Source organism: Pararhodobacter marinus (assembly GCF_003122215.1).
GTDB classification, from domain to species: domain Bacteria; phylum Pseudomonadota; class Alphaproteobacteria; order Rhodobacterales; family Rhodobacteraceae; genus Pararhodobacter; species Pararhodobacter marinus.
The window spans coordinates 17,143-36,684 of record NZ_QEYD01000017.1 but is presented as its reverse complement, the minus strand read 5'-3'; the positions used below and the strand labels follow the sequence as shown (position 1 = coordinate 36,684).

26 protein-coding genes and 2 tRNA genes are annotated in these 19,542 nt (G+C 65.4%); 13 read left to right on the top strand and 15 right to left on the bottom strand.

From position 1 onward, the window contains the following. Nucleotide 1: 1 nt before the first annotated feature. The 4 genes from C4N9_RS20675 to pdxH form a co-directional block, all read right to left on the bottom strand. Nucleotides 2-78, bottom strand: a tRNA-Pro gene (locus tag C4N9_RS20675). 87 nt (nt 79-165) lie between these two features. Further along, complete coding sequence (locus C4N9_RS20670; RefSeq protein WP_425440809.1) at nt 166-666, bottom strand: DUF192 domain-containing protein; 501 nt, start codon at nt 664-666, stop codon at nt 166-168. 5 nt (nt 667-671) lie between these two features. Beyond that, a complete protein-coding gene (locus C4N9_RS20665; RefSeq protein WP_109535241.1) occupies nt 672-1,190 on the bottom strand; it encodes a cold-shock protein in 519 nt (172 codons plus the stop codon). A 95-nt stretch (nt 1,191-1,285) separates the two neighbouring features. Further along, nucleotides 1,286-1,969 carry a pyridoxamine 5'-phosphate oxidase gene (pdxH, locus tag C4N9_RS20660; protein ID WP_109535240.1) on the bottom strand — a complete coding sequence of 228 codons (684 nt, stop codon included), beginning with the start codon at nt 1,967-1,969 and terminating at the stop codon, nt 1,286-1,288. Nucleotides 1,970-2,110: 141 nt separating this feature from the next. Here pdxH and fabI point away from each other — a divergent pair, with 141 nt between their 5' ends. From fabI to C4N9_RS20640, 4 genes are all read left to right on the top strand, one after another. After that, the gene (fabI, locus tag C4N9_RS20655) at nt 2,111-2,929 is read left to right on the top strand and encodes an enoyl-ACP reductase FabI (protein ID WP_109535239.1); all 819 of its coding nucleotides are present in this window, start codon (nt 2,111-2,113) and stop codon (nt 2,927-2,929) included. Nucleotides 2,930-2,942: 13 nt separating this feature from the next. Continuing rightward, complete coding sequence (locus C4N9_RS20650; protein ID WP_109535238.1) at nt 2,943-3,554, top strand: LysE family translocator; 612 nt, start codon at nt 2,943-2,945, stop codon at nt 3,552-3,554. 11 nt (nt 3,555-3,565) lie between these two features. Beyond that, the gene (gene gpt / locus C4N9_RS20645; protein WP_109535237.1) at nt 3,566-4,084 is read left to right on the top strand and encodes a xanthine phosphoribosyltransferase; all 519 of its coding nucleotides are present in this window, start codon (nt 3,566-3,568) and stop codon (nt 4,082-4,084) included. Nucleotides 4,085-4,183: 99 nt separating this feature from the next. Then, nucleotides 4,184-5,803 carry an MBL fold metallo-hydrolase RNA specificity domain-containing protein gene (locus tag C4N9_RS20640; RefSeq protein WP_109535236.1) on the top strand — a complete coding sequence of 540 codons (1,620 nt, stop codon included), beginning with the start codon at nt 4,184-4,186 and terminating at the stop codon, nt 5,801-5,803. Between the two features lie 195 nt (nt 5,804-5,998). Here the strand turns inward: C4N9_RS20640 and C4N9_RS20635 are convergent, their stop codons facing one another. Beyond that, the gene (locus C4N9_RS20635; RefSeq protein ID WP_109535235.1) at nt 5,999-7,642 is read right to left on the bottom strand and encodes a 3-(methylthio)propionyl-CoA ligase; all 1,644 of its coding nucleotides are present in this window, start codon (nt 7,640-7,642) and stop codon (nt 5,999-6,001) included. A gap of 481 nt (nt 7,643-8,123) precedes the next feature. Between C4N9_RS20635 and C4N9_RS22020 the strand changes: the two genes are divergently transcribed. Continuing rightward, nucleotides 8,124-8,294 (top strand): hypothetical protein, encoded by a 171-nt coding sequence (locus C4N9_RS22020; protein WP_168192306.1) that lies wholly within the window; start codon nt 8,124-8,126, stop codon nt 8,292-8,294. Nucleotides 8,295-8,504: 210 nt separating this feature from the next. Further along, nucleotides 8,505-8,590, top strand: a tRNA-Leu gene (locus C4N9_RS20630). Between the two features lie 90 nt (nt 8,591-8,680). Here the strand turns inward: C4N9_RS20630 and C4N9_RS20625 are convergent. The 10 genes from C4N9_RS20625 to C4N9_RS20585 all read right to left on the bottom strand — a co-directional run bounded on the left by C4N9_RS20625 (nt 8,681) and on the right by C4N9_RS20585 (nt 15,371). Continuing rightward, nucleotides 8,681-9,724 carry a site-specific integrase gene (locus tag C4N9_RS20625; RefSeq protein ID WP_146195198.1) on the bottom strand — a complete coding sequence of 348 codons (1,044 nt, stop codon included), beginning with the start codon at nt 9,722-9,724 and terminating at the stop codon, nt 8,681-8,683. A 171-nt stretch (nt 9,725-9,895) separates the two neighbouring features. Continuing rightward, the gene (locus C4N9_RS20620) at nt 9,896-10,174 is read right to left on the bottom strand and encodes an NrdR family transcriptional regulator (protein ID WP_109535233.1); all 279 of its coding nucleotides are present in this window, start codon (nt 10,172-10,174) and stop codon (nt 9,896-9,898) included. Then, complete coding sequence (locus tag C4N9_RS20615; protein ID WP_109535232.1) at nt 10,174-10,452, bottom strand: hypothetical protein; 279 nt, start codon at nt 10,450-10,452, stop codon at nt 10,174-10,176. Before C4N9_RS20615 ends, C4N9_RS20620 begins: the two co-directional genes overlap by 1 nt. Then, a complete protein-coding gene (locus C4N9_RS20610) occupies nt 10,445-12,292 on the bottom strand; it encodes a ParB/RepB/Spo0J family partition protein (protein WP_109535231.1) in 1,848 nt (615 codons plus the stop codon). Before C4N9_RS20610 ends, C4N9_RS20615 begins: the two co-directional genes overlap by 8 nt. 101 nt (nt 12,293-12,393) lie before the next feature. Beyond that, nucleotides 12,394-12,591, bottom strand: coding sequence for a hypothetical protein (locus C4N9_RS20605; protein ID WP_109535230.1), 198 nt, complete (start codon nt 12,589-12,591; stop codon nt 12,394-12,396). Further along, nucleotides 12,588-12,914 (bottom strand): acyl carrier protein, encoded by a 327-nt coding sequence (locus C4N9_RS20600; RefSeq protein WP_109535229.1) that lies wholly within the window; start codon nt 12,912-12,914, stop codon nt 12,588-12,590. The genes C4N9_RS20605 and C4N9_RS20600 overlap by 4 nt, the downstream gene beginning before the upstream one ends. After that, nucleotides 12,911-13,108 (bottom strand): hypothetical protein, encoded by a 198-nt coding sequence (locus C4N9_RS20595; protein ID WP_109535228.1) that lies wholly within the window; start codon nt 13,106-13,108, stop codon nt 12,911-12,913. The genes C4N9_RS20600 and C4N9_RS20595 overlap by 4 nt, the downstream gene beginning before the upstream one ends. Continuing rightward, nucleotides 13,105-13,242 (bottom strand): hypothetical protein, encoded by a 138-nt coding sequence (locus tag C4N9_RS22015; RefSeq protein WP_168192305.1) that lies wholly within the window; start codon nt 13,240-13,242, stop codon nt 13,105-13,107. The genes C4N9_RS20595 and C4N9_RS22015 overlap by 4 nt, the downstream gene beginning before the upstream one ends. Nucleotides 13,243-13,452: 210 nt before the next feature. Beyond that, a complete protein-coding gene (locus C4N9_RS20590; protein ID WP_109535227.1) occupies nt 13,453-14,517 on the bottom strand; it encodes a type I restriction endonuclease in 1,065 nt (354 codons plus the stop codon). Between the two features lie 92 nt (nt 14,518-14,609). Then, nucleotides 14,610-15,371, bottom strand: a complete 762-nt coding sequence (locus C4N9_RS20585) for a helix-turn-helix domain-containing protein (protein WP_245902650.1) — start codon at nt 15,369-15,371, stop codon at nt 14,610-14,612. Between C4N9_RS20585 and C4N9_RS21740 the strand changes: the two genes are divergently transcribed. The 7 genes from C4N9_RS21740 (at nt 15,370) to C4N9_RS20555 (ending at nt 19,541) form a co-directional block, all read left to right on the top strand. After that, a complete protein-coding gene (locus C4N9_RS21740; protein ID WP_146195197.1) occupies nt 15,370-15,579 on the top strand; it encodes a carph-isopro domain-containing protein in 210 nt (69 codons plus the stop codon). The two genes, C4N9_RS20585 and C4N9_RS21740, sit on opposite strands and share 2 nt — an antisense overlap. Before the next feature lie 94 nt (nt 15,580-15,673). Further along, nucleotides 15,674-16,183 (top strand): hypothetical protein, encoded by a 510-nt coding sequence (locus C4N9_RS20580; protein WP_109535226.1) that lies wholly within the window; start codon nt 15,674-15,676, stop codon nt 16,181-16,183. Beyond that, complete coding sequence (locus C4N9_RS20575) at nt 16,183-16,509, top strand: hypothetical protein (protein WP_109535225.1); 327 nt, start codon at nt 16,183-16,185, stop codon at nt 16,507-16,509. The genes C4N9_RS20580 and C4N9_RS20575 overlap by 1 nt, the downstream gene beginning before the upstream one ends. Continuing rightward, on the top strand, nt 16,494-17,672 hold the full coding sequence (locus C4N9_RS20570) for a hypothetical protein (RefSeq protein WP_109535224.1): 1,179 nt from the start codon (nt 16,494-16,496) through the stop codon (nt 17,670-17,672). The genes C4N9_RS20575 and C4N9_RS20570 overlap by 16 nt, the downstream gene beginning before the upstream one ends. After that, nucleotides 17,669-18,193, top strand: a complete 525-nt coding sequence (locus tag C4N9_RS20565; RefSeq protein WP_109535223.1) for a DUF1937 family protein — start codon at nt 17,669-17,671, stop codon at nt 18,191-18,193. Before C4N9_RS20570 ends, C4N9_RS20565 begins: the two co-directional genes overlap by 4 nt. After that, nucleotides 18,190-19,320, top strand: a complete 1,131-nt coding sequence (locus C4N9_RS20560) for a DUF7146 domain-containing protein (RefSeq protein WP_109535222.1) — start codon at nt 18,190-18,192, stop codon at nt 19,318-19,320. Before C4N9_RS20565 ends, C4N9_RS20560 begins: the two co-directional genes overlap by 4 nt. Further along, the gene (locus C4N9_RS20555; protein WP_109535221.1) at nt 19,299-19,541 is read left to right on the top strand and encodes a hypothetical protein; all 243 of its coding nucleotides are present in this window, start codon (nt 19,299-19,301) and stop codon (nt 19,539-19,541) included. Before C4N9_RS20560 ends, C4N9_RS20555 begins: the two co-directional genes overlap by 22 nt. The last annotated feature ends 1 nt before the right edge of the window (nt 19,542 follow it).

Here is a 19,542-nt window from a genome sequence, read left to right as displayed (position 1 = left end):
CTGGTCGGGGCGATAGGATTCGAACCTACGACCTACGGTACCCAAAACCGTCGCGCTACCAAGCTGCGCCACGCCCCGACAGGCGCGTCATAGACCACCGCAAGACGACAAGGAAGAGCGAAACGTCACCCTCTCCATCGCAGGAAAAGGGCGACGCCTCGGGGATTATTCGTCGCAGGGCCAGGCCGCGCCGTCGGCCGCAATCGCCGGATGGCGCAGCTCGGCGCCGTCCTCGATCCCGAGGCGGCTGGCCATCCCGCCATTGATCTCGAGCACGTATTGGATATCCGTGCCGCCATCGATCGGCGTGCGGTCCATCGGCACGGCGTTTTCGTGCACATGGCGAACCACGCCCGACGCGTCGATGAACAACATGTCCAGCGGGATGAGGGTGTTCTCCATCCAGAACACCGCGCGTTGCGGGCGCTCGAACACGAACAGCATGCCGGCGAAGCGCCCCATGCTTTCGCGATGCATCAGGCCCTGCGCGCGTTCGCCGTCGTCATCGGCGATCTCGACCGAGAAGGCGGCGGTGCCGAAATCCCCGCGCAGTTGAACCTGGCCCGGACGGCATTCGGCAAAAGCGGGAACCGCCATCGCCAGAGTGATCCCCAGTGCCAGCGCGGCGCGCGTTCCCGTTCTTCCCTGCCCCGTTCGTCCCAGCATCGCGTTCATCCCTTCTTGTGCAGCGCGGTCTCCCACGACGCGATAGACACGGCCATCCGGCCCCGTTCGCCATCGACGATCCGCAAACCGACCGCTTCGCCCGGTTGTAACTCGGCAAAGCCGGACTTGCGCAGCACTTCCATGTGAATGAACACGTCTTCGGTCCGGCCGAAGACATTGGCGAAGCCGAATCCCTTCACCTTGTCGAACCACTTGATGCGCGCGGGTTCCAGCGGCACGTCCGGATCGACCGGGGCCACGGTTTCGGCATCTTGCGTGGCATCCTCGGGCGGCGTGATCTCGAAGACCTCGACGGCCTGCAGGCCCCGCTGCGTCTGCTGCACGGTCACTTCGATTCCGGCGCGATCACAGACCGAGCTCTGACCGAAATTCCGCAGCGCGTTCACATGCAGCAGGATATCCGGCCCGCCACTATCCGCCACGATGAACCCGAAGCCTTTTCCGGGATCGAACCATTTAACGCTTCCGCGAACACGCGGAAGTCCTCGTTCAACCTCAACCATTCCGTTAGTCCCAACCATACAATCACCAACCAGCGGTCAGCATTCACGCAAAATGCGCCGAACACAAGGCATGGACGTTTCACGAAGCGTGAATTTCACGGGTTGAGACGCCGGCTGAGCCAAGGTCCGCCGACGCTGGCGCGTGTGAAGCGGAAGCGATCGTGCAACCGGAAGGCACCATCGGCCCAGAACTCGATTTCGACCGGAGCGATCCGGAACCCGCCCCAGAAATCCGGGCGCGGCGGATTTGTTCCGTGGCGCAGGCTCATCTTCGCGACCTCGGCCATCAGCGCGCCCCGCGACGCAAGCGGCTGAGACTGCCGCGAGGCCCAGGCACCAAGCCGCGACTGCAAAGACCGACTTTGGTAGTAAGCATCTGCTTTTTCGCCATTTTCCCGCGTCACAAGACCCCGGACGCGGATCTGCCGGCGCAGGGATTTCCAATGCATCACGAAAGCAGCCTTGCCCGCCTGCTCGATCTCGCGCGCCTTCACGCTTTCGTAATTGGTATAGAAGACGAAGGCCCCCTGCCCCGCGCCCGCGCTTTCGATGTCCTTGAGCAGAACCATCCGCACGTTCGGCAGACCCTCCGAATCAACCGTAGAGAGAGCAATCGCGTTGGGGTCGTTCGGCTCGGTGGCCTCGGCCTCGGCCAGCCAGCGTTTCGCAATCAGAAACGGATCTTCGCCGGAAAAGATACCGCCGCGCGCGGCATCGGAGCCCGCCGGATCGTCGGCTCCGGGCCCTTCCGGGCGGTCGTTCTGGGTGGCGTCGCTCATGGCTCAGGCTCCGGCTTTGTCTTGCAACCGCGCCGACACTCGCAGTTTTCCATATCCACTGGCAAGAGCGCGAACCCTTGATGCGCCAAGACCTTCGGCCTATAGCTGCACCTTACGTAAGTTCAGGATCCGGAGACCGCGATGTCAGCAGGGCTAATGGCGGGCAAGAAGGGCCTTATTATGGGCCTCGCCAACGACAAATCCATTGCCTGGGGGATCGCCCAGGCGCTGGCCTCGCAGGGTGCGGAACTCGCCTTCAGTTATCAGGGCGAAGCGCTGAAGAAGCGCGTTGTGCCGCTGGCCGAACAACTGGGCGTGCCGCGTCTTTTCGAATGCGACGTCTCGCAGATGGAGTCGGTCGACGCGATGTTCGACGCGCTGAAAGACGTCTGGAGCGAGATCGACTTCGTGGTCCATGCCATCGGCTTTTCCGACAAGAACGAGCTGCGCGGCCGCTACGTCGACACGTCGCACGCGAACTTCCTGAAGACGATGGACATTTCCGTCTACTCCTTCACCGCCGTCGCCAAGCGCGCGGCCGCGATGATGCCCGAGGGCGGCTCGATCCTGACGCTGACCTATTACGGCGCCGAACAGGTCATGCCGCATTACAACGTGATGGGCGTGGCCAAGGCGGCGCTGGAAGCCTCGGTCATGTATATCGCCGAGGATCTGGGCCGCGACGGCATCCGCTGCAACGCGATCTCGGCCGGGCCGATCAAGACGCTGGCCGCCTCGGGCATCGGCGATTTCCGCTACATCATGAAGTGGAACGAGCTGAACGCGCCCCTGCGCCGCAACGTGACGCAGGAAGAGGTCGGCAAGGCCGCGCTTTACCTGCTGTCCGATCTGGGCTCGGGGACGACGGGCGAGGTGCTGCATGTCGATGCGGGGTATCACGTCGTCGGCATGAAGGCCGTCGATGCGCCCGATATCGACGCGGGCAAGAAGCCCGAATAACGGGCGCTCCGCGATGACCGGCGCCCAGCTTCTCACCTTCGTCCTGACCCTCGGCGCCGCCTTCGCGGTGCCGGGACCCGCCATGCTTCTGGCCATGCGCAACACGCTGACCGGCGGGCTGGGCGCGGGCATCGCCACCGGCGCCGGGCTGGGACTGATCGCCGCGTGCTGGACGCTGGCCGCCCTGACGGGGCTCAGCGCGCTCTTCGCGCTGGCGCCCTGGGCCTTCGGGGCGATGAAACTGGCGGGCGCGCTGTACCTGATCTGGATCGCCTTCCATCTCTGGCGGGACGCCGGCGCCCCCCTGGGCGAGGGCCGCGCCGGGCGCCGTCGCTGGGGCCGGGCGTTCGTGTCGGGAATGCTGGTCAATCTGGGCAATCCGAAATCGGTCCTGTTCGCGGGCGCCGTCCTGGTGGTGATCTTCCCCGCCGGTCTGGGCCTGCGCGACGGCGCGATGGTGATCGCCGCGCATTTCCTGCTGGAACTTCTGGGTTATGCCCTGATCGCCCTGACCCTCTCGCATCCCGCCGCGCGCGCGGGCTATCTGCGCGCCAAGCTCTGGATCGACCGCATTGCCGGCGTGGTTCTGGGCGCCCTGGGCCTGCGCCTGCTGCTATCCCGCTGAAGGAGACATCGATGAACGACCGCCTGCCGCATGAAAAAGGCTTCCATGTCAGCTGGGACCAGCTCCATCGCGACGCCCGCGCGCTGGCCTGGCGCCTGCAGGGCCGCGGCCCCGAAGACGGCAACTGGCGCGCCGTCGTCGCCATCACCCGTGGCGGCATGGCCCCCGCGATGATCGTCTCGCGCGAGCTCGACATCCGCACGGTCGATACGATCAGCGTGAAGTCCTATCATTCCGGCGGCGGCAAGGAAGACATGCGCCGCGAAGCGCAGGTCATCAAGTCGCCCGATGCTGAGATGATGGGCGACGGCGAAGGCATCCTGATCGTCGACGATCTGGTGGATACCGGCAAGACGCTGGAACTGGTGCGCAAGCTTTACCCGAAGGCGCATTTCGCCTGCGTCTATGCCAAGCCCGAGGGCGAGAAGCAGACCGACACCTTCATCACAGGCGTGAGCCAGGACACGTGGATCTTCTTCCCGTGGGACATGGCGCTGCAATATGTCGAGCCCTATCGCGGCCGCGACTGAGCATCCCCTGCCCCATCGTCTGAGACCCCGGCCCCGCGCCGGGGTTTTTCGTTGCGCGGCGGGCGCTTGAGCGCGAGGATGCAGGCCGGAGGTGCCCGCATGACATTCCCCATCCTGACCTTCCACGGCGCCGCCCGCGCGGTGACCGGCTCGTGCTTCCGGCTGGAAACGGCGACCGGCACGCTGCTGATCGATTGCGGGATGGTGCAGGGTTCGAAGACCGAGAAAGAGCTGAATTACCGCCCCTTCCCCTTCGACGCGACGAAGATCGACGCCGTGCTGCTGACGCACGCCCATATCGACCATTCCGGGCTGCTGCCGAAGCTGGTGCGCGCGGGCTTCGCCGGGCCGATCCACGCCACCCGTGCCAGCGCCGATCTGTGCAGCGTCATGCTGCCCGATGCCGCCCATATTCAGGCGCTCGAAGTGAAGCAGTTGAACCGCCGCCGCGCCCGCTGGAACCGCGAGACGGTGACACCGATCTATGACGGCGAGGATGTCGAGCGCACGCTGGCGCAGTTTCGCGGCGCCGATTACGGCGACTGGATCCCCGTCCTGCCCGGCACCCGCGCGCGGTTCTGGAACGCGGGGCACATGCTGGGCTCGGCCTCGGTCGAGATCGAGGTGATGATCCCCGGCCACCGCGACCCGATGCGGCTGTTGTTCTCGGGCGATATCGGCCCGGCCTTCAAGCTTCTGCATCCCGATCCCGAGGGGCCGTCGGGGCTGGATTACGTGATCTGCGAAAGCACCTATGGCGATACCGACCGGCTGTCGGCCTCTGACGAGGTCCGCCGCGCGCTTCTGGGCGAAGAGATCCGCGCGGCGATGCGCCCCGATGGCGTGCTGCTGATCCCCTCTTTCGCGGTCGAACGCGCGCAGGAGCTTATCGCCGACCTGGCACGGCTGTTCGAGGACGGCACGTTGCCCGAAGTCCCGGTCTATCTGGACAGTCCGCTGGCCGCGCGCGCGACCGAGATCTTCGACCGCCACCACGGGCTTCTGGATCATGGCCGCGCGCTGAGCCGCGCGGTGCACGCGCCCTGGCTGCATGTCACGCAGGATGTCGAAGACTCAAAACGCCTCGACGATGTCGAAGGGTTTCACATCGTCATTGCCGCCTCGGGCATGTGCGAGGCGGGGCGCATCCGCCACCGGCTGAAACGCTGGCTGTGGTCCGAGGCCGCAACGGTGATGATGGCGGGCTATCAGGCGCAGGGCACGCTGGGACGCATCCTGCTCGACGGCGCGACACGCGTGCGCATCCATGGCGAACCGATTGAGGTCCGGGCGCGGATCCGGTCGATGGATCTCTATTCCGGCCATGCCGACGGGCCGGAACTGCAGGCCTGGATCGCCGCAAGGGGACCGATCCGGCAGGCGCTGTTCCTGACCCATGGCGAGCCCCCGGCGATGGAGGCGCTGGCACGGGCCGAAACCGACGCGCTGTCGCCCCTGCCTGTTCTGCGGCCGGTGCTGGACGAAGGCTTCACCCTGACGCCGGCCGGGCCTCAATCCCTGCCCGACAACCCGCGCCGCCCCCCGCCCCGGCTGCGCCCCGACGCGGTGGCGCGCCTTGATTGGCATAACGACGTGTCGACCCTGTTCCTCGACCTGAACGAGGCCCTGACCGGCGCCGGCGACGAAAAACGCCGCGCCGTGCTGATCCGACGGCTGCGTGCAGCGCTCGAAGACTGGCAAGACAGCCACCCGGACTGAAACCGCGCGCCCGTGGCGAAACGCGGCCAAGGGGGGCTGTCTGCCCCCCTTGGATCCCCCCGAGGATATTTAGGGAACAAAGACGGGGCCTTCAGCTTTTGTTAACCCTGCGCGTCTTTGTTCTGAAAATATCCTCGGGGGTGAATTGGCCGCAGGCCAAGAGGGGGCAGACAGCCCCCTCGCGCCGCCCGAAACCTAAATCGTCGGCAGGTTGTAATCCTTGAACTCTTCGCGCAGCTTGTTCTTCTGCATCTTGCCGGTCGCCCCCAGCGGGATCTGGTCGACGAAGACCACGTCGTCGGGCGTCCAGAACTTGGCGATCTTGCCCTCGAGATAGCCGAGGATATCGTCCTTCGTCACCTCGGCGCCGGGTTTCTTCATCACCACCAGAAGCGGGCGCTCGTCCCATTTCGGATGATAGGCGGCGATGCAGGCGGCCATGGCGACGCCGGGATGGCCCATCGCGATGTTTTCCAGATCGATGGACGAGATCCACTCCCCGCCCGACTTGATCACGTCCTTGGTGCGGTCGGTGATCTGCATGAAGCCGTCGGGGTCGATGACCGAGACGTCGCCCGTGGGGAACCAGCCGAGCCCCGCCTTGTCGAAGCGCAGGATATCGTCGCCATGGCGGTTGTAATAGCTGTCGACGATCCACGGCCCGCGTACCAGAAGCTCGCCCGAGGTCTTGCCGTCCCAGGGCAGTTCCTCGCCATCGGGGCCGACGATCTTCATGTCGACGCCGAAGATCGCCCGGCCCTGTTTCGACAGCACGGCGAAACGGGCGTCGCCGTCCAGATCCTCCTGCCCGCCTTTCAGCGTGCAGACCGTGCCCAGGGGCGACATCTCGGTCATGCCCCAGGCATGGAGAACCTGCACGCCATATGTCTCGTCGAAAGCGCGCAGCATGGCGGGCGGACAGGCCGAACCGCCGATGACCGTGCGTTTCATCGTCGAGAAGCGCGCGCCCTCGGCCTCGACATGCGCCAGAAGCCCCTGCCAGACGGTCGGCACGCCAGCCGAGACGGTGACGCCCTCGGCCTCGAACAGGTCATAGAGCGATTTCCCGTCCATGCCCGGCCCCGGGAAGACCAGCTTCGCCCCCGCCATCGCCGCCGAATAGGGCAGGCCCCAGGCGTTGACGTGGAACATCGGCACCACCGGCAGGACCGCGTCGCGCGACGACAGGTTCAGCGCGTCGGGCGCGACCGCCGCATAGGCATGCAGCACTGTCGAGCGGTGGGAATAGAGCACCCCCTTTGGGTTGCCCGTGGTCCCCGACGTGTAGCACAACGACGAGGCCTGATTTTCGTCGAATTGCGGCCAGTCATAGGTGTCCGATGCGCTTTCGATCAGCTCTTCATAGCATTGAAGGTTGGGGATCTTCGTCTCGGCCGGCATATGCGCGCGGTCGGACATCAGGATGAAATGCTTGACCGATTCGTAGCGATGCGCCGTCGCCTCGATCAGCGGCAGGAATTGCAGGTCGAAGAACATCGCCTGGTCGCCCGCATTGTCGGCGATCCAGACCAGCTGATCGGGATGCAGCCGTGGGTTGAGCGTGTGCAGCACCATGCCCGCGCCCGAGGCCCCGTAATAGAGTTCGAGATGGCGGTCGGTATTCCAGGCCAGCGTGCCGACGCGCTGCGTGGCCTTTAGTCCCATTCCTTCGAGCGCATTGGCAAGCTGGCGCGAACGCTTGGAGACGCCCTTCCAGGTCGTGCGGTGGATATCGCCCTCGGGGCGGCGCGTGACGATCTCGCGGTTGCCGTGGTGGCGTTCGGCATGCACCAGCAGGCTGGAAATCAGCAGCGGCTGGCTCATCATCTGACCAAGCATAGAGGGTCCTCCCTTTGTCTGCTCTATGCCTAACCCCTGCTTCGGGGCGGTCAAGAGACCAGCGGCAGGACGCCACGTCGCAGCAGGATCTGCCGCGCGGGGCGTCTGGGGAACTGCGGGAATGCCGGTCCGCGCGTTTCCGCGCAGGGGTTTCTTCATCCTCGTCGGCCTCGGGCGCAGGGCCGCCCGAAACGGCGAAGAATGGCGTTTCCGAGACGGGACGAGAGGATGCTTGACTCGCCAAGAGCGGAAATCCACATTTCAGTTATGGATAATCCGGAAGGCAGCGATCCGCCATCCGGGCGCTGTTGTCCCGCCCTCCGGGCCCGTGCGCTGACGCTGGAACCGCCGACGCTGGAACGGGCGGGTCACGGGCAACAGGGGGCCTGAGTTTCGAGCGGGCGGAGAGTTTCGTCCGAAACGCCGCTTGGCCGCAGCGCGGCCTGCGGGCCCGCCCCAGGAGGTAGGAGAACGCTGCGCAATGGCCTCATCCGACGATATCGCCGCCCGGCAACTGACCGCGCGACTGGAGGCCGAACTGGCGCTGGTCACCAAGCCGGATCCTGCCACCGCGTCCTATCCCGAACGCCTTATCCCCCGGCGCCCGACACACCCGCCCGCGATTTCTGGGACGCCTCCAGACCCCGATTGAGGCACGTCGGAAGGCATCCGCCCCAAGTGCCACGGCCAGCCATCCGGCACACGCGGGGTCCGGGACGATACCCCGTTCGCCCGTTCCAACCTGTCCACACTCCCCACGGGTCTCAAGGCCTGCGTTTCTGCCTGCCCCGGCACTTCGCCCACGCCACCCGGAACTTGCACCTTGCAACCTCGGCACCGAAGTGTTGAAAGAAAACGGTTAGGCCGCTTGCTGGAATGGTAGACAGACCGGACTTAAAATCCGTTGCCCGGATGGGCGTGTGGGTTCGAGTCCCACAGCGGCTACCACCCTGCATGAACGCTTAGTGAACTTGCCTTGGTTTCATTGAGCAATTTTCGGCGTGGTACACTTTGCGTCTCAGGCGTGGTACACTTTTGCTATCCGAGCATCGCATCGATGCGGTCGACGACGGTCTCAGCGAGGCCTGCGCGGGCAGCGCTGCGGACGTAAACCTTCGTCTCCGGACTTCCCATTTCATGGCCGAGCAACACGTCGATCTCGGCCGATGTCGCGCCGGATGCGGTCAGCATGGCGGCCACGCCCTTCCTGACGCCGTGCAAGCTGCGACCCTTCAGACCGGCATCGTCGGCCCACTTCCGGAAAGCGTTCCCGAGGCCGGCCGCGCTGTAGGGTGCCCCGTAGCTCGTCAGGATGTACGTCATGTTGCCATGGCCGGCCAGGTCGGCCAGCAGCGCCCGGGACATAGGCATCTCGACGATCTCGTGCGGGGCCTTGTTCTGTTCCCAGCGCAGCCACTTCCTGCCCCCGCGCGTGACCTCGTGCTGTCGCCCGATCTGACACAAGTCCCCGCGCCGGGCCGTCGTGCACGCCGCGAGCATCAGCGTGCGCCTGGCCGTGGTGCCCGGGGCGTGGAAAGCCAGAAACTGCGCAATATCTTCAGCGGTCCAGGGCGCAAATCCCTTGGTCTTGCGGGTCATACGTTTGACACCCCGCGCCGGGTTGTCGCACTGGACGTATTCGCGCTGGATCGCCCAGATATAGAGCCCGGATATTCCCTTGATCAGATTGTCGGCCGCGCCCGGGGTGGCCGCGTATTTGTCCGCGAGTTTGATGACGGCCGAGCGCGGCATCTCTGCACTCTTCGGGCCGTACTCCTCGACGAGCCGCCCTAGATGATGCCGCTTGCCTTTCAGAGTCAGGGGTGACGCCAGCCGCGCGGCAACTTTTCGCTCCAGATCTTCCAGGAAAAGCCCGACCAGCCATTCGACGGATCCCCGCACCGCTTTCATCGGCACCACCGGAACACCATCGATCAACGCGGCGTAGTGTTCATGGAACTCCCGGCTGCCGGGTTCGCCCCGTAGTGTCGTGACCTTGCCGTTGCGCCGGAACCGGTATCGCGTCGCCCCCGATGGCAGGCGTTCAGTCGTCACATATTTCAGGCGCATGTCATCTACCACGGTTCCGGCTCCCTCGGATCGTGCTTTGGTTCGGGGGTACGGTCAACCGGCGCCTCGACGCGGATCGAACCGTCGGGCATGACCTGCATGGCCCCTACCGCGCCCACCTGCTCCTTCCAGGCCGCGAGTGCGCGCTCGATCTGAGCCTTGGTGAGACGCGGCGCGCCCATGTCAGGTGCCCTCCTGTCCATGCGCCAGGTGCAGGCGCGGTGGCTGAGGTTTCAGCGTGACAGGCCGCTGCGCCATCGTCCGTAGGGTGTCGATCGCCTCAAGGCGTTGCTCGACGGCGGCGATGACTGCATCCTGCAGCTCGTAGGTGGTGAAACGGTGATCGCAACTGGCGCAGCGGCGCCGGCGGCGGATGGTCGGGAGATCTCCGAGCACCGTTCCGCGCGAGTCGATCACCGTGGTGGCGCCGTGGCAGCGCGGGCAGGTCAGGCCTTCGGGCATCACCCCCTCCCTGCCCGCTCGTGCTCCGGCGCCGGCCGCCCATGCGGTTCGGGCCATTCGGCCTTGGCTCCGGTGCGGTCGCGGATGATCGCGGTCACCGCGTCCCGCATGAGAGACATGAACAATTCCTTGGCCTGCCAATCCTCGACGATCGCCATCCGGATACGCCCGAGTTCCAAGGCGCCCTCCATGGTTTCGGGCAACGCATAATAGGCAACCCACCAGTCGCCTTCGACGCGCATTGCCAGCCGGCCCACTTGTTGCTTTTCGTCAGTCATCGCCTTCATCCCCCACGCTCGGCCATTGCAGCTGCTCGGGCAGCCAGGCGTCGATCCGGGCGTTCATGTCGCGCGAGAGGCCTAGGGCTTCGCGGAAATCGGCTTCGTTGAACAGGCGCTCCAAGATCTTCGCCTTCTCGCCTTTCTTCTTGCCGTCGAACTCCAGCCCCTCGCGGCGATCTTCGGGGACCAGCTCTGCCCAGAGCCGATCCAGCACCGGCACCGGCAGGCGACCGAGATATCCGGCGGCCGTGGGCGTCCAGATCTGGCGGGGATCGGGCGTCAGCTGCGCTGCGATCCAGGGCGCCATGTCACTGTGCGGCATGAGCAAGCGGCCAAGCGCCCGCGTGAGGACCTCGTTGCGTTGCTTCTTGCCGAGGGCACGGAATTCGGCGAAGCGCTCGGGCGTGGCGCTTTCCACGCTCGCCTCGGGATCCACCAGCGACCCGGGGAGTTCGAAGCCTTCGGGTTTCTCCGGGGCGATCGACGGTCGGTCGACGGAGATCCCCAGCACCCGCTCGTAGGGGCGCACTCCGCCCGACAGCTGCCATGCCAGAATATCAAGCATCAGCTCGGTCTGCGCGGCTGCGCGGCGCTGCAGGGCAGCCAGACGGATCTTCGCGAGGTCCTCGAGCAGGTTGTTCGGCAAGGCCTTCGCCTCGACCTTGACCGCGCCGCCGCCGCTCTCGCCTGCATCCGCAGCGCCGGGGGCATCTTCCCGGCGCCGGTAGGGACCGTGCGTTTCGATTTTGCCGTCCTGGCCCACGTAGAGGAATAGGCCCGATGTGGCGCGATCTTCGTCGGAATAGTCTCCGGCCTCTCGCTCTTCGAGCTCATACATGCGCTCGATCTCGGCTTCGGTAAACTCTTCCTCACCCGCTCGATCCCGCAGCTCGGCCAGTTCGAGCGCGTCGGCCTCGGGCAATTCGATAGGCTGGGGCCAGATCCGCTCCATGTTCCGTTGGGCATCGAAGCGATCTGAACCCTCGATCGCCTCGACCCATTTCCAGCCACGCGCGAGATTGAAATCGACGGCATCGGACAGGCGCCGTTCCACCAGCTCGTCGAGGATCGCCTCATCGAGCAGCTGCACCTGGTCAGTGAAGAGATCTTCCAGCACCGTCCCGCCGGCGGCGCGATAGGCATCGAGGCCCACCAGCTTGGCGCGCGGATCGTGCATCCCGATCGAGGCGCGCGAAAGCCGGCCCCGGATCTCAGCCGCGCCGTTGCCCCACTGCGAGGCCAGCACACGCTGCAGCTCAGCCTCGGCCGCTTCGGGGCTGGTGGCGACGGTGAAGGCGCCGGCCTGGTCGAGGCTGATCTTGCCCTCGCGCAGGGCGCCCAGCACCGGCTGGGGCAGCTGGGCAAGCTTCAGGCGCTGGCGCACATGCCGCTCGCTGACCCCGAAAGAGCGAGCTATGGCGTTTGCGTCATACCCGCTCCCGGCCATGCGGCCATAGGCCCGGACCTCGTCAGCCGGGTGCAGTGCCGCTCTGGCCGTGTTCTCGGCCGAGGCCCAGATCCGCGCGGTACCCTCGTCGGGTGCGAGCTTGACCGGTACGCGCGTCTCGTCGGGCGACCGGCCTTCGCGTGAGGCCAGCAAGATCATCGCCCGCAGGCGCCGCCCGCCGGCAACAATGCCGACTTTTCCGGGCTTGGCCGGGTCGAACCATCCGGCAAGGTTCTGCAGCAAGCCGAGATCGGCGATGCAATCGGCCAGGGTCTCGATCTCGGCCGAGGGCGGCTCGGTCCGGGTGTTGAGCGAATGAACATAGCAATCCGCCAGGGGCGTCAGGACGGTGACGGGGCTGTCGTCGTGGGCTGTGGCTGTCTGGGACATGGAAACCTCGGGGGAATGAAAAGGCCCGGGCGGCGGGACAGTCGCCGCCCGGGCAGGTGCGCGCCGGTGAGGCGTTCAGCGGCGCGGGGCAGGAACCCGGATCAGGCGGCGCGCTGGTCGCGCAGGAAACGCTGTGCGCGACCCTTGTCGAAGGCGGTGCCGAGCTCGATCATGATCTCCGCCGCCCCTGCCCGGTCCTCGGGCGTGGCTTTGGGATCATCGATGCGCGCACGGGCGGCGATCAGCTGGTCGACGCGAGGCATGAGGGCGAAGACGCCATGGGCTTGCGGGCTGCTCATGCGGCGTCCTCCGGGGCCTGGGCTTCGCCGTCGGCGTCTGCGTCACGGTAGAGAGCCGGGTTGTCCGACGGCCCGCGCGGGCGGGCGGTGCGCAGGGCAGCGTCGACCGCTTCGGCCAGCGTGCGTGGCGACGTGATCGTGTCCAGAACGCTGTCGTCGATCAGGACCTGGAACACGTCCTCGGCTTCGACCGCGAAGGCCATGACGTCCAGGCTGTCGAGGTCATGCGCCGCGAGATCAAGATCCGCGGTGACACGGCCCTGCAGGCGCGGGACCTCGCGTTCCACCAGCGCGATGCAGCGGGCAAGGGTGTCGTGGGTCATTGTGCCGCCTCCCGCTTAAGGAGGGGCCCAAGCGCATCATCCTTAGCCTGCGCGCATTTACGGATTTCCCGCGCAGCCTCTTCGAGGCGTGCGGCGGCAGTCCAGAGCGCGCCGTCGTCGAAATAGATCATCGCAACGTCCACGATTTTGGTCACGGCGGCTGGGCTGAGGATCGGGGGGTTCTGCCCGGTCATGCCGCTGCCCTCCGCGTGGTGCGGAAAGTGCAGTTCCGGGCGCGGTATTCGCGCTTGAGCAGGCGCCAGCGGATCCAGCGGGCGCGTTCGTCGCCGGGTCCGAGCCGGTCGATCAGGTTGGTGGTGTCGTGCATCGGCCTCTCCCATCAGGTGATCCGCGATCTGCCGGGTGGCGTCTTCGGCGGGTGATGGGAGAGTGATCGCACAATGCGGACATTCAGTCAACGCATTATGCGGACATATGCGGACACCCCACCGAATCGGACGCTGATCCAGCCAGTAGAGTGCAGACGCGAAAGCCCCGCCATAGGCAGGGCTCTTGTGCTCGGCATGTCAAAACGAACTTAAGAGTAGGCTTTGACCGCCGCTTCGATCGCTTCAACATGCAAGTAGAGATCGGTGGGCACTGTAATCTTAGATTTTGTCTCTGCCTTGTTCGCATCGAAGAACCCGACATTCTTCGTCGTTGCAGAGTTGAAGTAGAGGCGGCAAACCGGCTTCCGGTTATTGTCGTCCATCAGGATCGCGCAGTAGCTCTTGGCGTCCCTAAGGGTAATACGCTCGATCGGTACATGCTTGGCGGCGATGGCGCGAACGATCATGAACGCCTCTCGCTCTTCGTCTGTCGTAACGATACCGTCCTCCGGTTCTGCCGCCGCCATTTCGGGCGCCGCCTGCGCGGCAGCCGGGCTTTCTTGGCGGAAGGTAATGCTCAGCTTGTCTTGGATTCTGTCCCTGATGATTTCATCGAGCGCCGCCTGGATAGCGGGGCGCAGGACTTCGGCCACGTTCTTCGTAATCGAACCTTCATAAATCTGCCGCCCGACGAGGCGCACAAAGTCATCATCGGGCTCTTCGAGCTGTTTTTTCAGGTAAGATGCAGCTTGCTGCGTGTACTTCAGGTTAGAAGCGGCTTCGATAATCGCATCTATCGCGAACTGCCCTTTTTGAAATCGCGCCAGCTCTTCGACCTGGGCCTTGTCGTACTTCTGAAAGTCGAACGTAAAGAACGGCTTCTTGTCCATCTTGTTGGGTTCGTCGGTGTCTGAAAAGAACCACGCTTCTCGACCGTTGGTAAGGATCGCAAGGCGTGCCTCAGTCACCGTAAAGTACCGGAAAAGCTGACTGAACTGCGTGTCGCCAAGCCGCGCGCCGACGGGCTTCGCCTCAACGAGCATCGCGATCTTGCCGTCAATCTTGATAGCAAAATCAACCTTTTCTCCCTTCTTCACCCCGACATCCGCGATGAACTCTGGGACCACCTCATCAAGATTGAATACGTCGAATCCGAGTGCCTGAATGAACGGCAGAATGACAGAGGTTTTCGTCGCCTCTTCCGTCAAGGCCTGCCGCTCCGCGACTTTTGAACGCGAGCTCAGGATCTCAATCTTTTCAGCAAAACCAGTCACTTTACACCTCCTGTGTCTCCCCGACACGGACATGCTATTTCGCGCCTCAGCTGATGAAAAGAAAATTGCTCAACCGGTCGCTCTGTTTCCGGTCAAACCTTTCCGCCTTTCCAGACAACGCGTCCGACCACCTCGATATCGGCCAACGCCTTCTCAACCGACGGGTATACTGTCCGATTGTCAGAGATGATTGTCACAAAGCCCCGCTGAGAAGCACGTCCAATGCGCTTTACCAGCAAGGCATCGCCGCCGTCTTTGATGACGAAAAGCCCATCGTAGGACAGATCGCGCTTGGTGACATCGAGCATCACCACGTCATCCTCTGCCAGCGTCGGGACCATGGAATCGCCTTTAACCGAGATGATCTTCAGATCCTGCGGCTTGGCGCTCGTGAGTTTTGAAAGATAGCCTGGCGGGAATGCGAGCTGCGCAACAGCTTCCTCGTCGTAGACGACGACACCGTGGCCTGCGCTTGCCTGAACATCGTAGATATCAACAAGGTCGACTGGATCCTGCTCAACCTTCCCGGCCGGCAAACCCGTAAGGCGGAAAACGTCCTCTGACGGTATGCCCTCTGGGGCCAGCGCCGCGGCGAGCTCCTTGGCGAAAGCGACCGGCAACGGCCCGCCCTTGTATCGATCGGGACTTTCATAGTGCAGATAGCCCGACGAGGATTTCCCCATCCTCATCGCAAGCTTTCGAACGGACAGCCCGGCCCGCTCCCTAAGTGCCTTAACCTGAACGGTTATGTCGTCTGAACTGTGCATGTCCGCATATTGCATAGACAGCCCGCCCGCGTCCGTCCGCAAACTGCGCTTGAAATGCGTCCGCATTTGTGCGCTATATGCGGACATGGAGCACATATCGAAGATCATCGAGAAGTTTGGCGGGGTTCGTCCGATGGCGGCAGCACTCGGACGGCCAAAGTCGACTGTCCATAGCTGGATGGTCCGAGGTTCTGTTCCTGACGAAGCCAAGACTGAGATCATCGCCAAATCCGACGAACTCGGCCTCGGCGTCCAGCTGTCGGATTTCTACCCGTCGCTGCGCAGCGCTTCCTGAACACATGCATCTTTCCTTTCGCCCGTGAACCATGGGCGCAAGGGCCCCGACCGTCACGCGAAACCCGCACCGCGCAATTCACAGGATCCTCGTCATGACCCGCGCCACGACCCCCGGAACCATCCAAGAGGCTGTTCAGGCCTGCTATGACGCCTATGGTGATCAGAAGAAGATCGCCGGAGATCTCGGCATCGCGGGGTCCTCGGTGTCTTACGGGACGGAGATCCAGGACGTTCGCCCGGGCGGGCTCGGCGTGAACTATCTCGACCGGCTGGGGCGCGTGAAGCCGGAGGCTGCGGCGCCGATCGCCCAGTATTTCGCTGCGCTCGCCGGCGGTGTCTTCCAGCCGATCATCGAACAGGGCGCACTGGCAGCCGATGTGCACCGGATCACGCAGGAATTTTCCGACGTCCTGACACTGCATGCGCAGGCGCACTCGGCCGCATCGTGCGATCCCAACGATTACACGCAGCAAGAGGCCCGCAAGCAGATCCGCGAGATCGACCAGCTGGTCGCGGTCTCAATGCAGTTCCGTGCCTCACTCTTGCTGCGCGCAGAAGGCCCTGCGCAGGCCACCGTTCCGTTTCGCGGCGGCGTTCGCTGATGACCGAAACCTTCCGCCCTATCGGTGAACTGGCTGACGAACAGGTCATGCGCCTCGCGAACCGTTGCGGTCGGTGCGCAGTGCGGATCGTCGTCTGGCTGCGCGCCGATGGGGGCGTGAAGACGCTGGCCGAAATCTGGGAAGAGGTCGCGGCGCCCGTGCCCGAGATCGAGGCGACCCTCGCCCGGCTCGATGCCGCCGGGCTGACCCAGCACCGCGACATGATCATGGATCACGGCACCGAGCTTGTCTGGTGGGCGCCTCGCGTCGTGACAGCCGCCGAAACCCCCGCCCGCCCGGAGGACGTGGAATGCACCCGAGCCTGAAACAGATGACACTGGCCGAAACGCGCGAGCTGCGCGACGCGATGGGCAAGCTGTGCGATGCCGGCGGCGTCCTGGAGCGCGCCGGCATGGAGGTCACCGTGTCGCTGACCGACCGCGACACGACCCTGCGTGTTCCGTCGCTCTGGGGTACACCCGGGCCGGTCGACACCGTTGTCGAGATCGATGACGTGCCGGCGACCGCGACCTATCCAGCGGCGCCGGTGCCTCAGGCTGAGGCCGCAAATGACGAAGACGCCGCGCCGCCTGCCTCGGCCGCGCCTAGCACAGTCTCGGCCGCGCCGCCTGCCTCGGCCGCGCCTAGCACAGTCTCGGCCGCGCCATCGCCCCTGCCCTTTGGCGAGCGCCAGATCGGCAAGGACGGCCTGCTGCGTGGCCCTTGGCTGAAGGAAGAGGAAGACACGATCCGACGCATGCACGCGGCGGGCGACAGCTGGCCCGCGATCGCCGAGGCGCTCGGGCGCCCGGTGCCGGCGGTATCTTATCGTGGCCGCAGCCTTGGGCTGACGAAGCCCAAAGCGCCAGCGCCGAAAGCCATTCGAACCGGGGGCCGTTCCGGCAGCGATGTCGCCCCCGCTCTGTCCCCCGGCAAGACGCCCGCCGACGAGTGCATCGGGTCGCCGCAAGGCGTGTCGGCCGAGGCTGCGCCGGGGGACACCCAATCCAAGACTTCCGGGGTCGCGGAAGCGCCGAAGAGCGCGCCCGCGAATGCAGGCCCCCGGGAGCGCGCGCCGGTCCGGGACGTTCCCTCGGCCCGGACCGGCGAGAAAGCGGCCCCTGCGGCGGTGGTGACTCCTTCCCCCTCGATCCCGCCGCAGGGTGCCGCCCGGAACAAGGGCACGGCCTGCCCGGATGATCTGAGAGGACTGCAGCGCGAAGTCTGGTTTCACCTGGGATCGCTGGCCGCCGATCCGATTTTCGGTACCGACCTTGACCTCGACCTGGTCGAAGGTCTGGCCTCGGGTCAGAAGCTCGGTGAACTGGCGCTGGATCTCGGCGTGGATGCCGCTAAGGCCAAGGCCCGCTTCGAGCTGCTGACCGAAGTCATCCGCGACCAGAAGAACAGGATCACGACTGACGGCCAGCCGGCGCTGCTGGCCGTGCTGCGCCGGCGCGCGCAGATCGAACGTGGGGTGCCTGCGTGACGATCCAGCCTACGATACCGGATCAGCGCCCGCGACTGCCCGATCAGAAGCGGATCGACTGGGCGCCCGTGCTCAATCCTAGGGGGCCGTGGTCGGCGCTTGTTGTTGCGGGATCGTCGCCCGCCCGCGTCAGCCGGAACTGCGCGGGCATCGTCTACATTTCCGCGCCATACCACGCCGAAGCACAGATCCGGGGCGCCTGGCGCGTCGAGCGCTCGGTGCTGATGTCGATCCGGGCCGCGAATGAGGTGGGGCGCCTTGCGGCCTGCGGCTGCACCGCGCTCGCACCCACCGTGCAGATCGCCGAGGCCGCGCATGCAAAGGTGCTGAACGATGACACGCCCGACCCTCTGGACCGGGTCTTCTGGGATGCCTGGTCGCAGCCGATCCTGAACGTCGCAGCGCTGATCGCCATTCCCGACATCCCGGGCTGGGATCGCTGCCCGATGGTCTGGCGCGATCTGCGGTTCGCGCTCGCCCATAACCTGCCGGTTCATATCTATGGCGGGCTGCAGCCGTGACCCGAGACGATCCCCGCCTTGTCGAAGCCCGCGCGCGCTCGATCGAAGAGATCGCCATGGTCCTGTCGATCGACGGGCTCAAGCGCGCGGGGCACGAGCTGATTGGCCCCTGCCCCGAATGCGGCGGCACCGACCGCTTCGCGATCAACGTCTCGAAGGGCGTGTTTCAGTGCCGGCGCTGCGGCAATGCCGGCGACGGCATCCAGCTCGTGCGCTGGCTGCGCGGATGCACTCTGCCCGAGGCGCTGACCTGGCTCTGCGGCGATCGTCAGGAACTCAGCCGCGAAGAGTTGGCCGAGCGCGAACGCCGCGCCATCGAGGGGCGCAGGAAATTCGAGGAAGCCGCGAACCGGCGCCGTGAAGAGGCGATCCGGCAGGCGCGTCGGATCTGGCATGAAGGCCTGCCGGCCGAGGACTCGCCGGTGCGCGACTACCTCGCACTGCGCGGCTTTACCCGGGATCGCTTACCGATCCTGCCACCCTGCCTGCGGTACCATCCGTCCCTGCCCTACATGGTGTCGTCGGGCGGGCAATGGGTCGAGGCGCATCGGGGGCCCGCCATGCTGGCCGCGATCCAGCAACCCGGCGCGACCGGCACGGCTGTGCATCGCACCTGGTTCGATCTGTCGCAGCCGCGCGGGAAGCTTCGTATCGAGCATGACGGTCAGCCCCTGAAGGTGAAGAAAAGCTGGGGTTCGAAAAAGGGCGCGGCCATCAGGCTGCATACGCCCAATGTGCTGCAGGGCACCCTTGTCATGGCCGAAGGCATCGAGACCACGCTGACGGCGATGGTCTCAGGCCTTCATCCGGGCGCCGCGTTCTGGGCGGGCGTCGATCTCGGCAACATCGCCGGCAAGATGCGCCAGGGCAAGGGCCTGCGCTACGCGGGACTGCCCGACATGACCGATGATGCGGCCTTTGTTCCGCCGCCCTGGGTTCGCGAGCTGGTGCTGATCGAAGACGGCGACAGCGATCCCAAGATGACCCGCGCGAAGCTCATGTCCGGCGCCCGCCGCGCCATGGCGAAGATCCCCGGCCTGACGGCCCGGATCGTGCCCTGCCCGCCCGGCCTCGATCTCAACGACGTGCTTTTGGAGGGCGAAGCATGCCCGCCGGCGCAGCCCTGACCATCACGCTCGATCGCGCCGCCGGCGCGGCCGAGCTGCGCAAGGACAGCTGGTCCACGCGCATAGACATCACCGACCTGCCGCGCTGGCGCGATCTCTATCGGCGCCTCTGGGCGCGCGGGTCCAGGACGAAGAACGGGCCGGGCCCATGGGCACGGTTCTACGAGGCCGATCTGCGCGCGCTCGACGCGGCGCTGACCGAGTTGAAGGGAGACATCTGAC

What these genes read in the sequence shown, in the direction of transcription:
- C4N9_RS22020 (WP_168192306.1), top strand. Translation starts at nt 8,124, where the DNA reads ATGGCCTCATCCGACGATATCGCCGCCCGGCAACTGACCGCGCGACTG.
- C4N9_RS22015 (WP_168192305.1), bottom strand. Translation starts at nt 13,242, where the DNA reads ATGCACGACACCACCAACCTGATCGACCGGCTCGGACCCGGCGACGAA.
- C4N9_RS20575 (WP_109535225.1), top strand. Translation starts at nt 16,183, where the DNA reads ATGACCGAAACCTTCCGCCCTATCGGTGAACTGGCTGACGAACAGGTC.
- fabI (WP_109535239.1), top strand. Translation starts at nt 2,111, where the DNA reads ATGTCAGCAGGGCTAATGGCGGGCAAGAAGGGCCTTATTATGGGCCTC.
- C4N9_RS20665 (WP_109535241.1), bottom strand. Translation starts at nt 1,190, where the DNA reads ATGGTTGAGGTTGAACGAGGACTTCCGCGTGTTCGCGGAAGCGTTAAA.
- C4N9_RS20635 (WP_109535235.1), bottom strand. Translation starts at nt 7,642, where the DNA reads ATGCTTGGTCAGATGATGAGCCAGCCGCTGCTGATTTCCAGCCTGCTG.
- gpt (WP_109535237.1), top strand. Translation starts at nt 3,566, where the DNA reads ATGAACGACCGCCTGCCGCATGAAAAAGGCTTCCATGTCAGCTGGGAC.
- C4N9_RS20600 (WP_109535229.1), bottom strand. Translation starts at nt 12,914, where the DNA reads ATGACCCACGACACCCTTGCCCGCTGCATCGCGCTGGTGGAACGCGAG.
- C4N9_RS20670 (WP_425440809.1), bottom strand. Translation starts at nt 666, where the DNA reads ATGCTGGGACGAACGGGGCAGGGAAGAACGGGAACGCGCGCCGCGCTG.
- C4N9_RS20605 (WP_109535230.1), bottom strand. Translation starts at nt 12,591, where the DNA reads ATGAGCAGCCCGCAAGCCCATGGCGTCTTCGCCCTCATGCCTCGCGTC.
- pdxH (WP_109535240.1), bottom strand. Translation starts at nt 1,969, where the DNA reads ATGAGCGACGCCACCCAGAACGACCGCCCGGAAGGGCCCGGAGCCGAC.
- C4N9_RS20595 (WP_109535228.1), bottom strand. Translation starts at nt 13,108, where the DNA reads ATGACCGGGCAGAACCCCCCGATCCTCAGCCCAGCCGCCGTGACCAAA.
- C4N9_RS20640 (WP_109535236.1), top strand. Translation starts at nt 4,184, where the DNA reads ATGACATTCCCCATCCTGACCTTCCACGGCGCCGCCCGCGCGGTGACC.
- C4N9_RS20580 (WP_109535226.1), top strand. Translation starts at nt 15,674, where the DNA reads ATGACCCGCGCCACGACCCCCGGAACCATCCAAGAGGCTGTTCAGGCC.
- C4N9_RS20620 (WP_109535233.1), bottom strand. Translation starts at nt 10,174, where the DNA reads ATGCCCGAAGGCCTGACCTGCCCGCGCTGCCACGGCGCCACCACGGTG.
- C4N9_RS20585 (WP_245902650.1), bottom strand. Translation starts at nt 15,371, where the DNA reads ATGTCCGCATATAGCGCACAAATGCGGACGCATTTCAAGCGCAGTTTG.
- C4N9_RS20555 (WP_109535221.1), top strand. Translation starts at nt 19,299, where the DNA reads ATGCCCGCCGGCGCAGCCCTGACCATCACGCTCGATCGCGCCGCCGGC.
- C4N9_RS20650 (WP_109535238.1), top strand. Translation starts at nt 2,943, where the DNA reads ATGACCGGCGCCCAGCTTCTCACCTTCGTCCTGACCCTCGGCGCCGCC.
- C4N9_RS21740 (WP_146195197.1), top strand. Translation starts at nt 15,370, where the DNA reads ATGGAGCACATATCGAAGATCATCGAGAAGTTTGGCGGGGTTCGTCCG.
- C4N9_RS20615 (WP_109535232.1), bottom strand. Translation starts at nt 10,452, where the DNA reads ATGACTGACGAAAAGCAACAAGTGGGCCGGCTGGCAATGCGCGTCGAA.
- C4N9_RS20610 (WP_109535231.1), bottom strand. Translation starts at nt 12,292, where the DNA reads ATGTCCCAGACAGCCACAGCCCACGACGACAGCCCCGTCACCGTCCTG.
- C4N9_RS20570 (WP_109535224.1), top strand. Translation starts at nt 16,494, where the DNA reads ATGCACCCGAGCCTGAAACAGATGACACTGGCCGAAACGCGCGAGCTG.